The 17,328-nt window shown below is 40.0% G+C and carries 6 protein-coding genes; 4 read left to right on the forward strand and 2 right to left on the reverse strand.

Annotated elements, in window-relative coordinates; translation table 11 throughout:
- Positions 1-505 (reverse strand): hypothetical protein (locus AFK68_RS32185; RefSeq protein WP_371357652.1); only part of this gene is annotated, 505 nt, incomplete at its 3' end.
- Positions 506-1,183: 678 nt separating this feature from the next.
- Here AFK68_RS32185 and AFK68_RS32190 point away from each other — a divergent pair.
- The 3 genes from AFK68_RS32190 to AFK68_RS32220 all read left to right on the forward strand — a co-directional run bounded on the left by AFK68_RS32190 (position 1,184) and on the right by AFK68_RS32220 (position 10,369).
- A complete protein-coding gene (locus AFK68_RS32190; RefSeq protein ID WP_094678241.1) occupies positions 1,184-3,469 on the forward strand; it encodes a hypothetical protein in 2,286 nt (761 codons plus the stop codon).
- A 148-nt stretch (positions 3,470-3,617) separates the two neighbouring features.
- Positions 3,618-7,367 carry an Ig-like domain-containing protein gene (locus AFK68_RS35925; RefSeq protein WP_143438524.1) on the forward strand — a complete coding sequence of 1,250 codons (3,750 nt, stop codon included), beginning with the start codon at positions 3,618-3,620 and terminating at the stop codon, positions 7,365-7,367.
- A 104-nt stretch (positions 7,368-7,471) separates the two neighbouring features.
- Positions 7,472-10,369: a cadherin-like domain-containing protein gene (locus tag AFK68_RS32220; protein ID WP_094678243.1), complete on the forward strand. Its 2,898-nt coding sequence runs from the start codon at positions 7,472-7,474 to the stop codon at positions 10,367-10,369.
- Between the two features lie 326 nt (positions 10,370-10,695).
- On the opposite strand, the gene AFK68_RS40495 is transcribed toward AFK68_RS32220, so the two are convergent.
- Positions 10,696-11,211 (reverse strand): hypothetical protein, encoded by a 516-nt coding sequence (locus AFK68_RS40495; RefSeq protein WP_210407734.1) that lies wholly within the window; start codon positions 11,209-11,211, stop codon positions 10,696-10,698.
- Between AFK68_RS40495 and AFK68_RS35930 the strand changes: the two genes are divergently transcribed.
- Entirely contained in the window at positions 11,162-16,738 is a 5,577-nt protein-coding gene (locus tag AFK68_RS35930; RefSeq protein ID WP_210407735.1) for a cadherin-like domain-containing protein, read from the forward strand. The two genes, AFK68_RS40495 and AFK68_RS35930, sit on opposite strands and share 50 nt — an antisense overlap.
- Positions 16,739-17,328 lie beyond the last annotated feature (590 nt).

Raw genomic sequence — 17,328 nt, forward strand, 5'->3', positions numbered from 1 at the left:
AAGTTACATTAGGTATTTTTTCAGGATTAATTACATATTCTTCAGAAAGAGGAATTTTTAACTTAACCAATATCTGACCATCAATATTTTTCAAATAGAAATAAATTTGATTTCCTTCTTGAACAATCTCAAATAACCAAAACTCTAAATTCAGCTTGCTATATTTTAAATCAATGAAATTATGTCTGTGAAAAGAAGGAGCGATCGCTACTAACCGCACCAACTTTTGATAATCTACTTTCTGGGAAAAAGGCTTTTCTGTTAAGACATTTTCATAATATCGAGTAAGCTGCTGCACAACATAACGGTCTTCAATATTTTTCAATTCTAATATTGTTAATTGCCGTACTTCTGATATTCCTAAAATATCGCACCATTCCCCCATGACAATATGTTGACGTTTCAGAGGTTCTAAATTAAATAGATCGGGCAAATTTTCCCAGACAAAATCTTCTAAAGCTGCCTCACTTTCAAATTCCCATTTATCTGCTATTTTTTTTAACATTGGGTTATATCATGTTCGGTTGAATACTTATAAATAATTACCAAGGAGTCAGGAGGTAGGGACGTTCGCATTTTTGTTATGCAACGTCCGTACGGAGTCAGAATTTTTGGAGAAAGGAGTCAGGAGAAAAGTAGAAGTTTTCTCTACTCTCAGAGCTTAAATTTTATTTATAACTGATGATCCGAACATGATATTATTTACAAAAAATCTCTAGTCTCAATTTTGAGTTACTCTAACAGAGAGAAAATTCTGAGAAAAAACTCCAACGTTACAGTTTTGAGATAGACTCCCTAACTAAAAACTCTCTAGTCTTAATTTTACTGATACTAAGCAAGAGAAAATTATCACAAAAAACTCCAACGTTATAGTTTTGAGATAGACTCCCTAACTAAAAACTCTCTAGTCTTAATTTTACTGATACTAAGCAAAAGAAAATTCTGACAAAAAACTCCAACGTTACAGTTTTGAGATAGACTCCCTAACTAAAAACTCTCTAGTCTTAATTTTACTGATACTAAGCAAGAGAAAATTATCACAAAAAACTACAACGTTATAGTTTTTAGACTGGGATACTAGGATTAACTAACAGAAAGAAAAATACGAACTATAAACATAGCATCAACACAAATAATTCTGTAATATAATCTAGTTTCTTAACCAGACAAAGGATAGCTGAAATTGCCATCTTCTTCTCTTTGGATTACAGGGCCAACTCTTAGCGGTAAAACAAATCGACTAATAGAAGAATTCTGCATCAAAGGCCAACAGATTCAATCTCCCCTCAATCAAGTTTTCCCCACAGTAAGGCCAGAAAATTCTCAAAGTGATATAGCTGCCACTAGGCTCCAGCAAGACCACGATCAAATAGGGAACTTCCAACATACTGAACCCCAAATCTTAATCTTGGCCGCTAATGCAGAGAACCGGATTAATTTGATGGACCGAATTTCCGAGGCCACATCAGAACAATACCCCTATCACTCAACTACCCCATTAGGTTTTTTTGAGGATGAGGTCATCTTATTCTGGCCATTGCTAATCCAAGCTTTGGACTTGAGGGGACAATTTCCTTTACGACTACGCCCCGAAACAGAACAGGAACTTGCTAGCAGATTTTGGCGTCCTCAGATAGAGAAACTACAACAGCCAGGAGTAAGTCTAGAGCGGATGATACGTCGAACTCTAGACTTATTTCAGTTGGCTGCTTTCAGTTGCACGCCCACAGAAGAAATCGGCATGATTTTACAACAGGGATTTGAGGAAGTAGGGGCTGGTTCACCAAGTACCCTAGAAAATTTTTATGCCAATATAGTAGAATTACTGCAACAGTGGCAACATTGGTGTTGTCAAAGAGGTTTGCTAACTTACGGAATAATTACGGAGTTGTACTGGCGGTATCTACTGCCAAACTCTACCTATCAGCAACATTTAATTCATCGTTATCCGTTTGTATTGGCAGATGATGTGGATGAATATCCTGCCATAACTTATCAGTTGTTCGACTTTCTGTTAGATCATGGAGCTGTAGGTGTTTTCACTTATAATCCTGATGGTGCAATTAGATTAGGTTTGGGGGCTGACCCGGAATATCTAGCACAACTACAGAAAGGCTGTCAAATAGAAGCATTGGAGGCAGCTCAGAATTTAGCACAAGAAATAGGGGAACCTATTGTCGAATTAGTCGTCGATGATTACTTGAATACTTCTATTTATCAACTTCCAGCTTATTTTCAATCCATTGAAACTAGATCACGGGCAGGTTTATTACGAGAAACAGCAGAGGTGATCGTTAAAGATATAAATTTGGGTATAGTAAAACCTGAAGAAGTAGCAATAATAGCTCCTGGTTTAGATGCGATCGCTCGTTATAGTTTGATTTCAATTCTAAACCATGCTGGAATTGCTGTGGAATCTCTCAAAGAACAACGTCCTCTAATAAGCTATCCGATGATCCGAGCATTGTTAAGTATTTTAACTTTAGTTTATCCAGGTTTGGGTCGTCTAGTAGATCGTAATGCTGTGGCAGAAATGCTGGTGGTATTAAGTCAGAGGTCAATTACTAAAGGGGAAAAAGAAATAGATGGTCAGGAAAATTTACAAAAGAATAATGATATAGATCCAGTCCGGGCAGGTTTATTAGCGGATCATTGCTTTTATCCAGATATTACACATCCACGCTTACTACCCATAGAAACTTTTTCTCGATGGGATAGGGTGGGATATCGAGCAACTCGTGTTTATAATCAGATTTTAGAGTGGATAGAAAAACAGCGATCGCAACAACAAGAACGTCAACTGCCTAACCCTATCTTTTTGCTAGATAGAGCAATTCAGAAATTTTTTATTTCTACTTATCTTTCTTTTGCTGAATTATCAGCGCTACGAGAGTTGATGGAAACAGCAACCCACTATTGGGAAGTAGAGCGCAGACTACAACAAAACTCCCAACTTCAGGTAACAGAAGGTATAACTGATGACCCAGTGGAAGAAGGTTTATCCTCCAGTACAGTTGAGAAATTTATCCAGTTTTTACGCAGAGGTGTTGTCAGTGCGAACCCATACCCAGTCCGTTCAATAGGTCATTCACCTCCGGCAGTTACTTTGGCGACAATTTTTCAATACCGAGCTAGTCGCAAATGTCATAGATGGCAGTTTTGGTTAGATGTTGGTTCTCCTCTCTGGTTAAGTGGAGGTACTGCCACTCTTTATGGAGCGCCATTATTCTTGCAGGGCCAGTTAGGAAATTGTTGGACTATTGAAGATACTCAAAAATCCGATCGGGAAAGATTGCGACGAATTTTGTTAGATTTGTTAAGTCGTGTAACTTATTCCCACTCTAGTTCAGTTAATGGGTCAAATGAACATCGGATTTACCTTTGTCACAGCGATTTTGCTGTTAATGGACAGGAACAAACAGGACCACTTTTACCTTTGGTCTACAGTTCTGCGTCTTATCCTGGTTAGTTAGACAATTCAGAATAAATACTTATTGTAATTTTTGGTCAAATTTAGGACTAATGAAAAATTAATGTTTTAAATACTATAAAAATAACTATTTGTCAATAAAGAACGCAAACAAATTTAAAGATAATTTTTACAGGGAGAATCAAGAATGGGCACATCAGCAGTAAGTACAAATGTTGTAATCGTTACAAGAGAAATAAATGGGGTTCTTGTACGAGGTTTCATTAACGATGATGGTGACTTTGTAGCATTACAACCACTACCAGAACCAACACCAGAACCAACACCAACACCAACACCGGAACCAACGCCAGACCCAACACCAGAACCAACACCAGAACCAACACCAGAACCAGAACCGGAACCGGAACCAGAACCGGAACCAGAACCGGAACCAACACCAGAACCAACACCCACACCAGCACCAACCCCACCACCAACAGAAGTTATCCAAGTTAGAGATGATAATGGCAGACTCATTGGTTTGATTATTAATGGCGAGTTTGTGGAATTGCCAACACCATCTCCATCAGAACCAACACCAACCGATTCGCCATTGCCACCACCACCACCAATAGCTGTAGATGATGACGTAACCACAAATCAAGCTCAAGCAGTTAGTTTCAATGTGCTTGAGAACGACATCGATCCTACAGGAAATGAAATATTCGTCCGTAACTTTAGCTTGCCGAAAAATGGCTCGTTAGTTGAAAATGGCACAGGTACTTTTACTTATACCCCCAGAGACTTCTTTATAGGAACAGATAGCTTTAGTTACGAGACAAGTAATGGCACAACAAGTTCCCTAGCAACAGTTAACATTAGGGTTTTCAATGAAGGAGCGCCCATCAGAGTAGAGGGAGTATTCCAAGGTAGTCCTAATAATGAATTTTTAATTGGTAGTGACCAAGTAGATGTGATATTTGGAGCAGGGGGAGATGACACTATTCTCGGTGAAGCTGCCAATGATGAAATTAGAGGAGACGCAGATAACGATACTCTCAATGGAGGTCGAGGCAATGATACAGTAACAGGAAATCAAGGTAACGATAACGCCCGTGGTGGGAAAGATGATGATTTTGTTTTAGGAGAAGATGGCAATGATATCTTATATGGCGATCGCGGTAATGATACTGTAAATGGAGGAGATGGTAGAGATAATATATTTGGGGGTAAAGGTAATGATAGTGTTTCTGGTGATGCAGGAGATGACTTTGTATCTGGTGACAGAGGTGATGATGCTGTCTTAGGTGGAGATGGTAACGATAATGTTCTTGGTGGCCCAGGGAACGACTTTGTTAGTGGTGGCGTTGGAGACGACTTTGTTAGCGGTGGTCTTGGTGTTGATCGCGTATTTGGAGATGCCGGGAATGATACCATCTTTGGTGATGAAGGCAATGATATAGTTGAAGGAAATTCTGGCAACGATTCAATATTTGGAGGTTCAGGAGCAGACCTGCTGAGTGGCAACGAAGATAACGACACCATAGATGGTGGGGATGGTAACGACCAAGTTCAAGGAGATTTTGGTAACGACTCTTTAGCAGGAGGTTTAGGTACAGATACTCTTATTGGTGGTGAGGGTAACGATACATTTTTTATTAGTCCTGAAAACGGTGGCATAGAAATTTTTGAGGCAGATGTTATTGCTGACTTTAATGGTAATACAGACCTAATTCGTCTAGGAGGTGGTCTTGGTTTTAACGATTTAGTTATTTTCCAAAGTCCTACTTCAGGAGGTCGTGATACCATCATTCAAAATGGTTCTGATGGTCCATTCTTAGCTATCTTAGTCGGAGTTGACAGTAATACTATTAATTCTGGTAATTTTATTGGTGCTGGTGGGTTTCCACCACCAGTAGACCCGGTAGATCCAGTAGACCCGGTAGATCCGGTAGACCCGGTAGATCCGGTAGACCCAGTAGACCCGGTAGATCCGGTAGACCCGGTAGACCCGGTAGACCCAGTAGACCCGGTAGATCCAGTAGACCCGGTAGATCCAGTAGACCCAGTAGACCCGGTAGATCCAGTAGACCCAGTAGATCCAGTAGACCCAGTAGACCCAGTAGACCCAACACCACCGCCTATTCCCAACCTTCCACCTAATGCGCAAGATGATGAGGTAACAACTAGCCAAGATACATCTGTAGAGTTCGATGTCTTAGAAAACGATTCCGATCCTGAAGGCCAACCACTGACAGTAACTGATTTTTCTTCAGTTTCCAATGGAGAGTTAGTGGTGAAAAGCAATGGAATATTTGAATACACCCCGGATACTGATTTTATTGGTACTGATAGTTTCAGCTACACTATTAGTGATGGTGATGGAGGAAGCGATAGTGCTAATGTTACGATTACAGTTAACCAACCACCAGAGCTAGTTAACAATACTGGTATAGTAGTAGAAAAAAGTTCGGGTATACGGTTCATTAATCAGAATAATTTACAAGCGTCAGATGCTGACAATACTCCTGGTGAGTTAATTTACACAATAGCAGATGCTCCAGATTTAGGTGAACTAAGAATAGGAAGCAACTCCCGGTTAAGAGAGGGAGACACCTTCACTCAAGAAGATATTAACAATAACTTACTACAATTTACTCCAGATGATACAGCAGGTAACGACTTTTTCAGTTATACTGTTTCAGATACTTCTGGCGGTCAAGTTCCTCTAACTTCATTTAGCATCGGTATTACAGATGATACTAAAACATTAACTAATGAAGCTGATAACTTCACTGGTACTGCCCTCAGTAATAATATTTTGGGTTTGGCAGGAGATGATAGCATTGATGGTCTGAGTGGCAGTGACTATATTAGTGGTGATGAAGGAAATGACTCTATTTTTGGTAACGCTGGTGATGACTGTCTATCTGGTGGATCTCAACAAGATACTCTCCTAGGGGGAGATGGTAGCGACAGCGTGTTTGGTGGTGACGGTAATGATAGTCTCTTTGGGGATACAGGAAATGATAGTCTCTTTGGGGAGGCAGGTAATGATAACTTATTAGGAGGAGATGGTGGTGATAGTATCGTTGGAGGAGAAGGTAACGACTCTATTCTGGGAGCAGATGGGGAAGACACTATAGCTGGCAATGCAGGTAATGATACTATTCGCAGTGGAGTTGATAACGACTCTGTAACTGGAGGAGAAGGTAGCGATCTAATAGATGGTGGTGCTGATAACGATACTATTAGTAGTGGCGCTGGAGCAGACACCGTTTTAGGGGGTTCAGAAAACGACTCAATATTCGGAGATACAGGTGATGACTCTCTGGTTGGTGATGATGGGAACGATACTATAGATGGTGGTTCAGGTCAAGATGCTATTCTTGGTGACATAGGAGATGATTCTATCCAAGGTGGTGATAACAACGATCAGATTGACGGTAGTGTGGGTAATGATACTATGGCTGGAGGATCTGGTTCTGACAGAATCACAGGTGGTGCCGGTAACGACTTCTTCTTCTATGAAGTGGCTGACCAAGGCGTTGATAGAATCGTTGATTTTGACAGTAAAGGTGATGATACATTCCTATTTACATCTGCTAACTTTGGTGGTTTAACTAACGATGGTTTTTCTAGTGTGATTCTCCAAAACGAAAATGTTGGTTCTGAAGGTCTGAGTATCGCTGATGCAGAATTGATTATTTTTGAAGGTAAGTTTGATAATGTACAAGCAGTCAATGCTGCTTTAAATGTACAAAATGGATCGAGCGATCGCCCGGCTTTCTTTGTTTACTTGAATGGTAAACTTAACAAATATGTGCTTGGTTATGACACAAGTTTGGCTGATGATAGTTTGCCTGCTTTTGAGTTGGGTATCCTCGAATCTATTGAACCTGACGCAGACCAAATATCAACTATTATTGAGGCTGATGATTTTGACTTTATATAAGAATTAGGGAATAGGGAGTAGGGAGTAGGGAGTAGGGAATTAAGTAAACATTTTTATTCCCTTACCTTTCTCAAAAAATAATTATGTTATGAGGAAAAATCAAGATGACAGAAAGAACTAAACGACAAGTCGAACTACCACCACCAATTTTTATTGAAGGTTTAGGAGAGGGAACTACTCTCAGCGACTCCATACTTGGAAGTCAAATATCAGACACAATTTTAGCATTGTCTGGAGATGATACAGTTTTTGGACTAGATGAAAATGATGCTCTCCTAGGGGATGAAGGTCAAGACCAAATGAACGGAAATGCCGGAGATGATTTTCTCGACGGAGGTCTGGGAGATGATTGTTTGCGGGGAGGTAAAGATTTAGATACTCTCCTAGGAAATAGTGGTAGCGATATATTATTTGGCGATCGCGACAGTGATACTATATTAGGAAGTGAAGGTGATGATACTATTTTTGGAGGTAAGCAGAATGACAGTATTGTGGGTGGTGGAGAAGATGACCTATTATTTGGCGATCGGGGCAATGATGTAGCTGCTGGTAATATTGGCAATGATACAATAGTTGGCGGTGCAGGTGACGATCGCTTATTAGGAAATGATGGTGGAGATACCTTGTTTGGAGAAACAGGTAGAGATATTCTAGAAGGAAACGCAGGAGATGATGTACTTTTTGGCGGAAGAGATGCAGACTCCCTAGAAGGAGGAGTCGGTGCAGACTTTCTCTCAGGAGATATTGGTGCAGATACGATTACAGGTGGTCTTGGGCAAGATACCTTTAATCTTGCACCAAACTCAGGAGGTCCAGGAGTTAGTAGTGCAGACTTTATCAATGACTTTAGCAATGAAGATTTAATTGGTCTGAGTAATGGTTTAAGTTTTGAACAACTAAGTATTTTTGCATCAGAAGACAACCCCGATAATACAATTATTAGTGTAGGTGGTACTAACGGTGATGTCTTAGCAGTATTAGTAGGAGTTGATAGCAGCACTATTGATTCTGGTAGCTTTACTGGTGGTGGTGGGTTTCCGCCACCAGTAGACCCGGTAGATCCAGTAGACCCGGTAGATCCAGTAGACCCGGTAGACCCGGTAGACCCGGTAGACCCGGTAGATCCGGTAGATCCGGTAGACCCAGTAGATCCGGTAGATCCGGTAGACCCGGTAGACCCGGTAGACCCGGTAGACCCGGTAGACCCAGTAGACCCGGTAGACCCAGACTCACCACCAGAAGCAGAAGATGATAACTTCACAACTAATCAAGATCAACCATTAACTATTACTGCTGAAGAATTACTAGAAAACGACTCCGATCCAGAAGGAGATCCTCTGAGTATTTCTGCTATCGGTAGACCGCAAAATGGCTCATTAGTAGAAGAAAATAGTACAACTTATATATATACTCCCAATGCAGGATTTTTAGGAGATGACAGTTTCAGCTATAGTATTAGTGACGGCAATGGTAATTCTGATACTGCCCAAGTCAATATCAAAGTCAACGATCCACCAGAGTTAGTAAACAACCGAGGTATTATTGCCGTCAAAAATGGACGTAGACAAAATATATTCAATACCAATCTTTTAGTTACAGACACCGACAACACCACAGAAGAAATTACCTACAACATTCTTAGAATACCAACACAAGGTAATCTTAGGTTAGTTGATGAAACTCTTAATCAGGGTGATACTTTCTCTCAAGCTGATATTAATAACAACTTAATTCTATATACCCCAGGTAATACAGCAGGTAATTTTCCTTTTTCCTTTTCCGTTTCTGATGGTGATGGTGGAACTATTCCCAGTACATCTTTTAGCATTACAGTTGTGGATAATGTGAATGAAGGAGGGGATGGTAATAATAACATCAATGGTACTCAACAAAGTGATTACCTAATAGGAAATGCAGGCAACGATACTCTAAGTGGTCGTGGTGGAAATGATGTTTTAGATGGAGGGTCAGGAGCAGATTCCTTATTAGGTGAAGCTGGTAACGACTCTTTGTTTGGAGCAGAACAAACTGATACATTATTCGGAGGAGTAGGTAACGATACTCTTGACGGTGGTGCTGATAATGACTCTTTGTTAGGAGAAGACGGCAGCGATCTATTATTAGGAGCAGAACAACAAGATACTCTTGCAGGTGGACTCGGTAACGATACCCTTGACGGAGGTACAGGTAATGATTCCCTATCTGGTGAAGATGACAACGACTCACTATTAGGTGATGCGGGAAATGATACTCTTACGGGTGATTCCGGTAACGATACTATTGATGGGGGTGCTGATGATGACCGTATTCTAGGCCAAACTGGCAGCGATAGCTTATTTGGTGGGCTAGGTAACGATAGGGTAATTGGTGGTAGCGGTGATGACTCTATTGGTGGTGGTGCAGGAGTTGACACTCTCAATGGTGATGAAGGTAATGATTTTGTTCGTGGTGATGAAGGTAACGATTCGATCAATGGAGATGTAGGAGATGATATATTAAATGGTGGATTTGGTGCCGACAGATTAACTGGTAATGAAGGAGATGATGCTTTCTTTTTTGAAGTTCCCAACGAAGGAGTAGATGTGATTACTGATTTTAATGGTAGTAATGTAGATGTATTCTTGTTTAGATCAAGTAATTTTGGTAATTTAACTAATCCTCCTGGAACTGCTACAGAATTTTCTAGTGTGATAATTTCTCTGGATAATTTAGGTTCACAAGGTCAAGATATTAGCGAACAAGAACTGATTATTTTTGAGAATAGATTTGACAATGTGCAGCAAGTGAATTCTATTTTGAACAATCAAAATGGTTCTGGGACAAGTCCAGCATTCTTTATTTATGTAAATAATAGTTTAAATGGCAAAGTTGTTTTAGGATATGACCCTAATCTTGAGGATGATGCTAATCCTGCTTTTGATTTAGCAGTTCTTAATAATATTCCGGTTTTTCCTGATGCTATTAATACTACTATTGATTCTTCAGATTTTAAATTTATTTAACTAGAGGAGGTGATATTATAGCTGAAGTCAGAAGTTAGAAGTCAGAAGTCAAAAGTTAAATTTGCAGCACGGACTAAAGCGGAAATAAGTAGAATGAAACAATTTCCTGTGTCATTCCGTCATTAATTTAATAGTTGATACTCCATTTACGATGAAAAATGTTAAATCAGAATGAATATTATATGAATTGCAGCAACTTGGAAACTATAAAAATTATCAAGAATCTGTAAAAAGACAAATTTTATGGTCAACAATATTACCATATCATACAACTAAATCAACAAAAAGATATTGAGATTGTCTCATACTAAGAAAATTCTTATCTATTAATTAAGAGGTATAAAAATGGGAGCAGCAGGAACACCGATAAATCTTGGGATAGTTACAAGGATAATAAATGGTTTTCTCATACGAGGTTTCCTTGATGATGATGGTAACTTTGTACCATTACAACCAATTCCTACACCGGAACCAACACCAGAACCAACGCCAGAACCAACGCCAGAACCAACACCAGAACCAACACCAGAACCAACGCCAGAACCAACACCAGAACCAACGCCAGAACCAACACCAGAACCAACACCAGAACCAACGCCAGAACCAACGCCAGAACCAACGCCACCACCTACAACTTCTGATGGTAGGCCGATAATTGAATTAGGTGGTAGGTTCGGTTTCTTTAATGATGATGATGACTTTATACTAATAGACATAGTAGAACCACCAGTCACAACAGAACCACCAGTTACAACAGAACCACCAGTTACAACAGTGCCACCAGTTATAACAGTGCCACCAGTTACAACAGTGCCACCAGTTACAACAGTGCCACCAGTCACAACAGTGCCACCAGTTACAACAGTGCCACCAGCAACTCCTACACCCACAGCACCGGGAGGAGGTATTTTACTACCTGGGGGAGAAGCAGTAGGAACAGATGGAGACGATCTAGTATTTGGGAGTGCCTTCAGCGACACCTTTTCCGCACTTAGTGGAAATGATACTGTATTTGGCCAAGATGAAAGTGATTCTCTACTTGGCCAAGACGGTAATGACCAAATTAACGGCAACCGGGGTAATGATACTATTAGTGGTGGTGCAGGAGATGACTGTCTCCGAGGTGGCAGAGATGCTGACTCTGTTTTAGGTGATGCTGGAAATGATACAGTATTTGGCGATCGCGGATCAGATACAGTTCGAGGGGGAGAAGGTAGGGACATTATTTATGGTGGTAAAGAAAATGATAATGTAGCAGGAGGAGAAGACAACGACTTTGTTTCAGGAGATAGAGGTGATGATACTGTATTCGGTGATGCTGGGAATGACACCCTTTTGGGTGGGAGTGGCGTCGATCTAATCTCTGGAGGTTTAGGTTTAGACCTCATCAGTGGTGGTCAAGATGCTGATAGTATTTCAGGAGATGAAGATAATGATTCTCTATCGGGAAATCAAGGTAATGATACTCTTGATGGTGGTACGGGAGATGATTCTTTATCTGGAGGTAAAGATGATGATTTGTTATTAGGAGGTGAAGGTAGCGATACTCTCAATGGCGAACGAGGAAACGATACCTTTGATGGTGGGGAAGGAAATGATTTCCTCTCAGGGGGTAGAGGAAATGATTCTCTTGATGGAGGTCAGGGTGACGATCTATTGATCGGCGGTCGCGGTAACGATACTCTGACTGGGGGTGAGGGTGAAGATAGTTTTGTAATTGCAGATTTTGGGGAGTCTGATAATTTATATACTATTACTGACTTTAATACTGCTGAAGACCTCATTAGTTTTGCAGGCGATCTGAGGTTTGAGGACTTAGAAATATCTAATGAGGGTAGTGACACTGTTATTCGGAATGCTAATGGTGATACGTTAGCAATTTTAATCGGAGTTGATAGTACCACTCTCAACCCTAATAATTTCTTCCCACAACCAGTTAACACAGACCCACCAGTAACAGACCCACCAGTAACAGAACCACCAGTAACAGACCCACCAGTAACTACAGAACCACCTGTTACCCCCGATCCAGAGGATGTCACACCACCCTCTCTGAATGAACCTCCCACTGACATTCTGTTAGATAACGACAGTGTGGAAGAAAACAGTGAAGCAGGTACACTTGTTGGTACATTTACCACAGAAGACCCAGATGAGGATGATAGTCATGTATACAGATTAACTGATAATGCTGATGGACGGTTTGCTATCAATGAGGATCAGTTAGTTGTAGCAGAGGGAGCAGACCTAGACTTTGAGGAACAAGAAACTTATGAGATCGAAGTCAGAACTTTTGACAATGCTTCAGAAACCTTTACTAAGTCCTTTACGATCAGCTTGATCAATGTTAACGATCCGCCAGAAATTACAATTCCTAACGACCAACAACTGGTTAATGAAGGCGAACAATTAGATATTGTTGGTATTCAGGTAACAGATCCTGATGCAGGTGATGGAGACTTAGAAGTTAGTCTAGAAACCACAAATTCCCAAACTATTGACAGTAACCTCACCCTTAACTCTACTTCTGGTCTCACCTTTACAACTGGTGATGGTCAAGCAGATGCTGAAATAGTATTTACAGGGAATTTAGATAATATTAACCAAGCTATTAGCACCCTCACTTATACTGGCAATAACTCAGGTAGTGATTCTATCAGTATCTCCGTAAATGACCAAGGTAATACAGGAGAGGGGGATGCTCAAACTGATACTGCTGTAATTGATATAAGTATCAATGACTTACCATTGGTGGCAACAAATAATGAATTAGTAGTAAATACAGAAGAGACAGGAATAATAGATAATAGTCTCCTAGAAACAACTGATGACAGTAACACTACTTTAATTTATACAGTTTCAGAATTACCTAGTCGTGGTAATTTACTCATTGATGGAGGAAGTTTCACCAGTTTTACTCAGGAGGATATCGAGCAAGGGTTACTTACCTACGAACACGATACTAATGATACTGAAAATGATTCCTTTAGTTTCAGTGTCTCAGATCAGGTAGGGGGAGAAACCACAGACACATTTGAAATTCGAGTTAATGTACCACCAACAGTTACTAGCAATAATTTAACTGTTGACGAACAAGTGCAGGTAGAAATTACAAACGCAAATCTCCTAGCAGAAGACCCTGATACTGAAGTTGGTGCAGAAACTCTAATTTATCAACTTACTGAACTTCCAACCAGTGGGGACATTAAACTAGACAACACCACCTTAGAAGTAGCAGATACTTTCACTCAACAAGATATCAACCAAGGTAGTCTCACTTATCAAGGAGAAGAAGTTGGTACAGATACATTTAGTTATGTTGTTGCAGACCAAGACGGCGGTACTACCAGTGGGTTATTGAATATTAATATTGAACTTGGCAACGCCGATCCAGAAGCAAACGACGATGAATTTGAAACTAACGAAGATACAGATATTACCATTGATAAATCTGAGTTCTTGGCAAATGACACAGAAGCTGATGGCGACGAAATTACAATTACTGAATTTGCTGCTGATAATATCCAAAATGGCACTTTAGAAGAAACAGCAGACAGTTTTATTTATACCCCCAATAAGAATTTCAGTGGTTCAGAAACTTTCACTTATACTGTTGCCGACAGCACAGGGTTAACAGATACAGCAACAGTTACCATTAATGTTACTCCCGTTGCTGATACACCAAACTTAGAAGTATCCACGCCCACTGTATCGGGTACAGACCAAGACGATCTACCTCTGGGTATAACTTCTAGCTTAGTTGATACAAGCGGTTCCGAAACTCTATCTATTACTATTTCCGGCGTACCAGATGGAGCAACTCTTTCCGCAGGAACGGATCAAGGTAATGGCAGTTGGATATTAACACCAGACGAATTAGCCAACTTAACCATCTCGCCTCCTAGAGACCGAGAGACAGGAACAATATTTAGTTTTGACTTAACAGTTGCAGCAACAGCAACCGAAACAGCAAATAATGATACTGCTACTCAAACAGATACTATATCTGTGGAAGTAGAAGCATTAAACGATGCACCACTGCTAACAGACTCAGAAGATATCGCCCTAACTACTATCAATGAAAATGAGATTAATAATACTGGTACTCCCATTGCCGATATTATCGCTGGTGCAGTTACCGATGCTGATGGAGGAGGTAGTAGCGGAATAGCTATTACTCAAATTGATAATAGTAACGGTCTCTGGCAATATTCCGTTGATGAGGGCGAAAACTGGGTAGACGTTAGTAATAGTAGTACCACTTTATTAACAGCTACAGACGCAGACCGCCTACGTTTTATTCCTAACACAGACTTCCTTGGTAATGCTACTATCGAATTCCGTGGTTGGGATACTACCGATGGTAGCAGTAATACAACTCAACTAACAGACATCTCAACTATAGGTGGAACAAATGCTTTTAGTGAAGGGGTTGGCACTGCTAATATCTTAGTAAATGACATTCCTGAAGTTACCAATAATAACGAACTGGTCATCAACGTAGGGGAAACAGGAACTATAAATCAGAATTTATTGCAGACAACTGATGCAGATAACGGTACAAATACCTTTACCTACACAGTCACCACTGAAGTAACAGCAGGAATATTGCAACAGTCAGAGAACCCCACAAATACTTTCACCCAGGAAGATATCAATAGTGGGTTAGTTATCTACGAACATACAGGTGATAATACAAACGATGACTCATTTAGTTTCCAAGTTATCGATATTGATGGCGGTCAAGTTACAGACACCTTTAATATTCGAGTCAATGATCCTCCTGTTGGTACAACAACCGACCTAAATGTTACTCTTGGTGAAACTCAAGTTATTGCTACAGAAAATCTCCAATTTATTGACCCTGATGTGGAAACCGCTACCCCTGCTTCCCTGCAATATACTCTCACTGAACTACCGACTTTAGGGGAACTCCAACAAGGAGAGGAAACTTTAGCAGTAGGCAGCACATTCACTCAAGAAAATCTTGATAATGGGGAAATTACTTATGCAACTACTACGGGCAGTCTTGGCACTGATAGCTTTAATTTCCTAGTAACAGACCAAGACGGGGGAACTACCAGTGGGTTGTTAAATATCGATATCATTGAAGGGAACCGAACCCCTGAAGTAGAAGCTGATAAGACTGTCACTTTGGAGGAAGATACCACTGAGACTTTAGATATTCCAGCACCAACTGACCCTGATGGGGATGAGTTGACTATTACTGTTGACAGTATTCCTAATGAAGAAATAGGACAAGTAGAATTATCAGATAATTCTGCCGTAACTATTGGTCAACAGTTAACCACAGAGCAACTAACATCATTAATATTTAATCCTGTTGAGAATGCTAACGGAAATGCCGGAACTTTCAGTTATATCGTTGATGATGGCAATGATGAAAATAATTCCGCTACTCAAGTTATTAGTATTGATGTTACTCCTGTCAATGACCCACCCATTGCTGTTGATGATGGACCAGTATTTATCAGTTTAGACAATAGCGTTATAATAGATATTTTGGCAAATGACAGCGATGTTGATGGACCAGATGCCCTTTTAATTACAACTACTCAGGATAATGAGTCTCCTTCTTTGGGCAATTCAAATAACCAGGCTACTCAGATTCAATTCCGTTCATTTGAACAGTTAGGAATTGGTACTGAGGTCGTTGAATACACTGTTACTGATGGTATCGATCAAGCTACTGCCACTTTTACTGTCAATATTCTAGATGTTACAGATGCTGCTGACTCCCTAGTTGGCGGTGAGTCTAATGATAATTTTGATGGTACTGGAGGTGATGATACTCTCGAAGGTTTAGGAGGTAACGACACCTTAACTGGAGATGATGATAATGACAGCTTAGTGGGTGGTGAAGGTAACGACTCCATAGATGGTGGTGATGGTAATGATACTTTTGTCGGCGGTCTCGGAGTAGATACCCTGTCTGATGATAGTGGCGACAATACCTTTGTTTATACCAGTGCTAATGATGGTGGTGGAGCAACCTTTAATGCTGCTGATGCTGCTTCTATTGGTACTGCCATTAGTGCTGGTTTGTTCGACCGCATTACTGGTTTTGATGATTTAGGTGTAGTTGGTGGCGATACTCTTGCATTCTCTAATACAATGCTTTCTAATTTAGAGAACATTGCCACTAAGGTACAAACTACCGATATTTCTGAAAATGTTTTAATTTCCGGAACGCCTGGTTTATTTGCGTATGAAGTAGAAGGTAAGACTTATCTAATTTATGATGCTACTGGGGATAATACGGTTGGTGATGATTCTCAAATTCTAGCAGAATTAGATATTAGTGGGGTTGTTGCTCTGGATGTAAATGATGATTTTACTATTATCTAATATCCATAAGACTTACGCAAAGAAACTGGGTTTATAGTTTCGTGTGGGTAATAGGTTGTTGAAATCTCAATAACCTATTTTTTTAATCCCTTATCTTTAAAAAAATTCATCCCGTCCCCTTGACAATTTAATGAAAGAGTAAGTAAGATGGAATAACGTCAAGGATCTGGATCAAGTGTATCACGAAAATTAGGTCACTTGCACTCGCATTTGTACTGAGTTCCTACCTAATTATAATACAGTGGTAGGAAAAAAATTAGCATCTTTAAATTAAGAGAAAATAATAAATTATTCCCAGAATTTACTGATAATTTAAGTATCATTTAATCAAACCTGGATGAATAATTCTTATTTATGATTCATGTAGCAATAATTACCATTCATTTATTTAAACCTACATAGGATTACAATAAGAATTTTTTTTTCTGTTTTATAAGTAGTGTTTTACCGAATTATTAATTATTAATTGTTAATTAAATAATTGTGGTTTAAAGCCTCCCCTTTGAAGGGGAAAAAAGCGGTCGTTTGCGGAGCATGACCTTAGGATGGGATGGCGTTTCGCTGCGCGACATGTAACGCGAAGCGTCCCG

It is taken from the genome of Hydrocoleum sp. CS-953 (assembly GCF_002260545.1).
GTDB lineage: Bacteria > Cyanobacteriota > Cyanobacteriia > Cyanobacteriales > Microcoleaceae > Trichodesmium.

Coding starts and splice junctions, on each gene's coding strand:
- AFK68_RS35925 (WP_143438524.1), top strand. CDS start 3,618: ATGGGCACATCAGCAGTAAGTACAAATGTTGTAATCGTTACAAGAGAA.
- AFK68_RS32220 (WP_094678243.1), top strand. CDS start 7,472: ATGACAGAAAGAACTAAACGACAAGTCGAACTACCACCACCAATTTTT.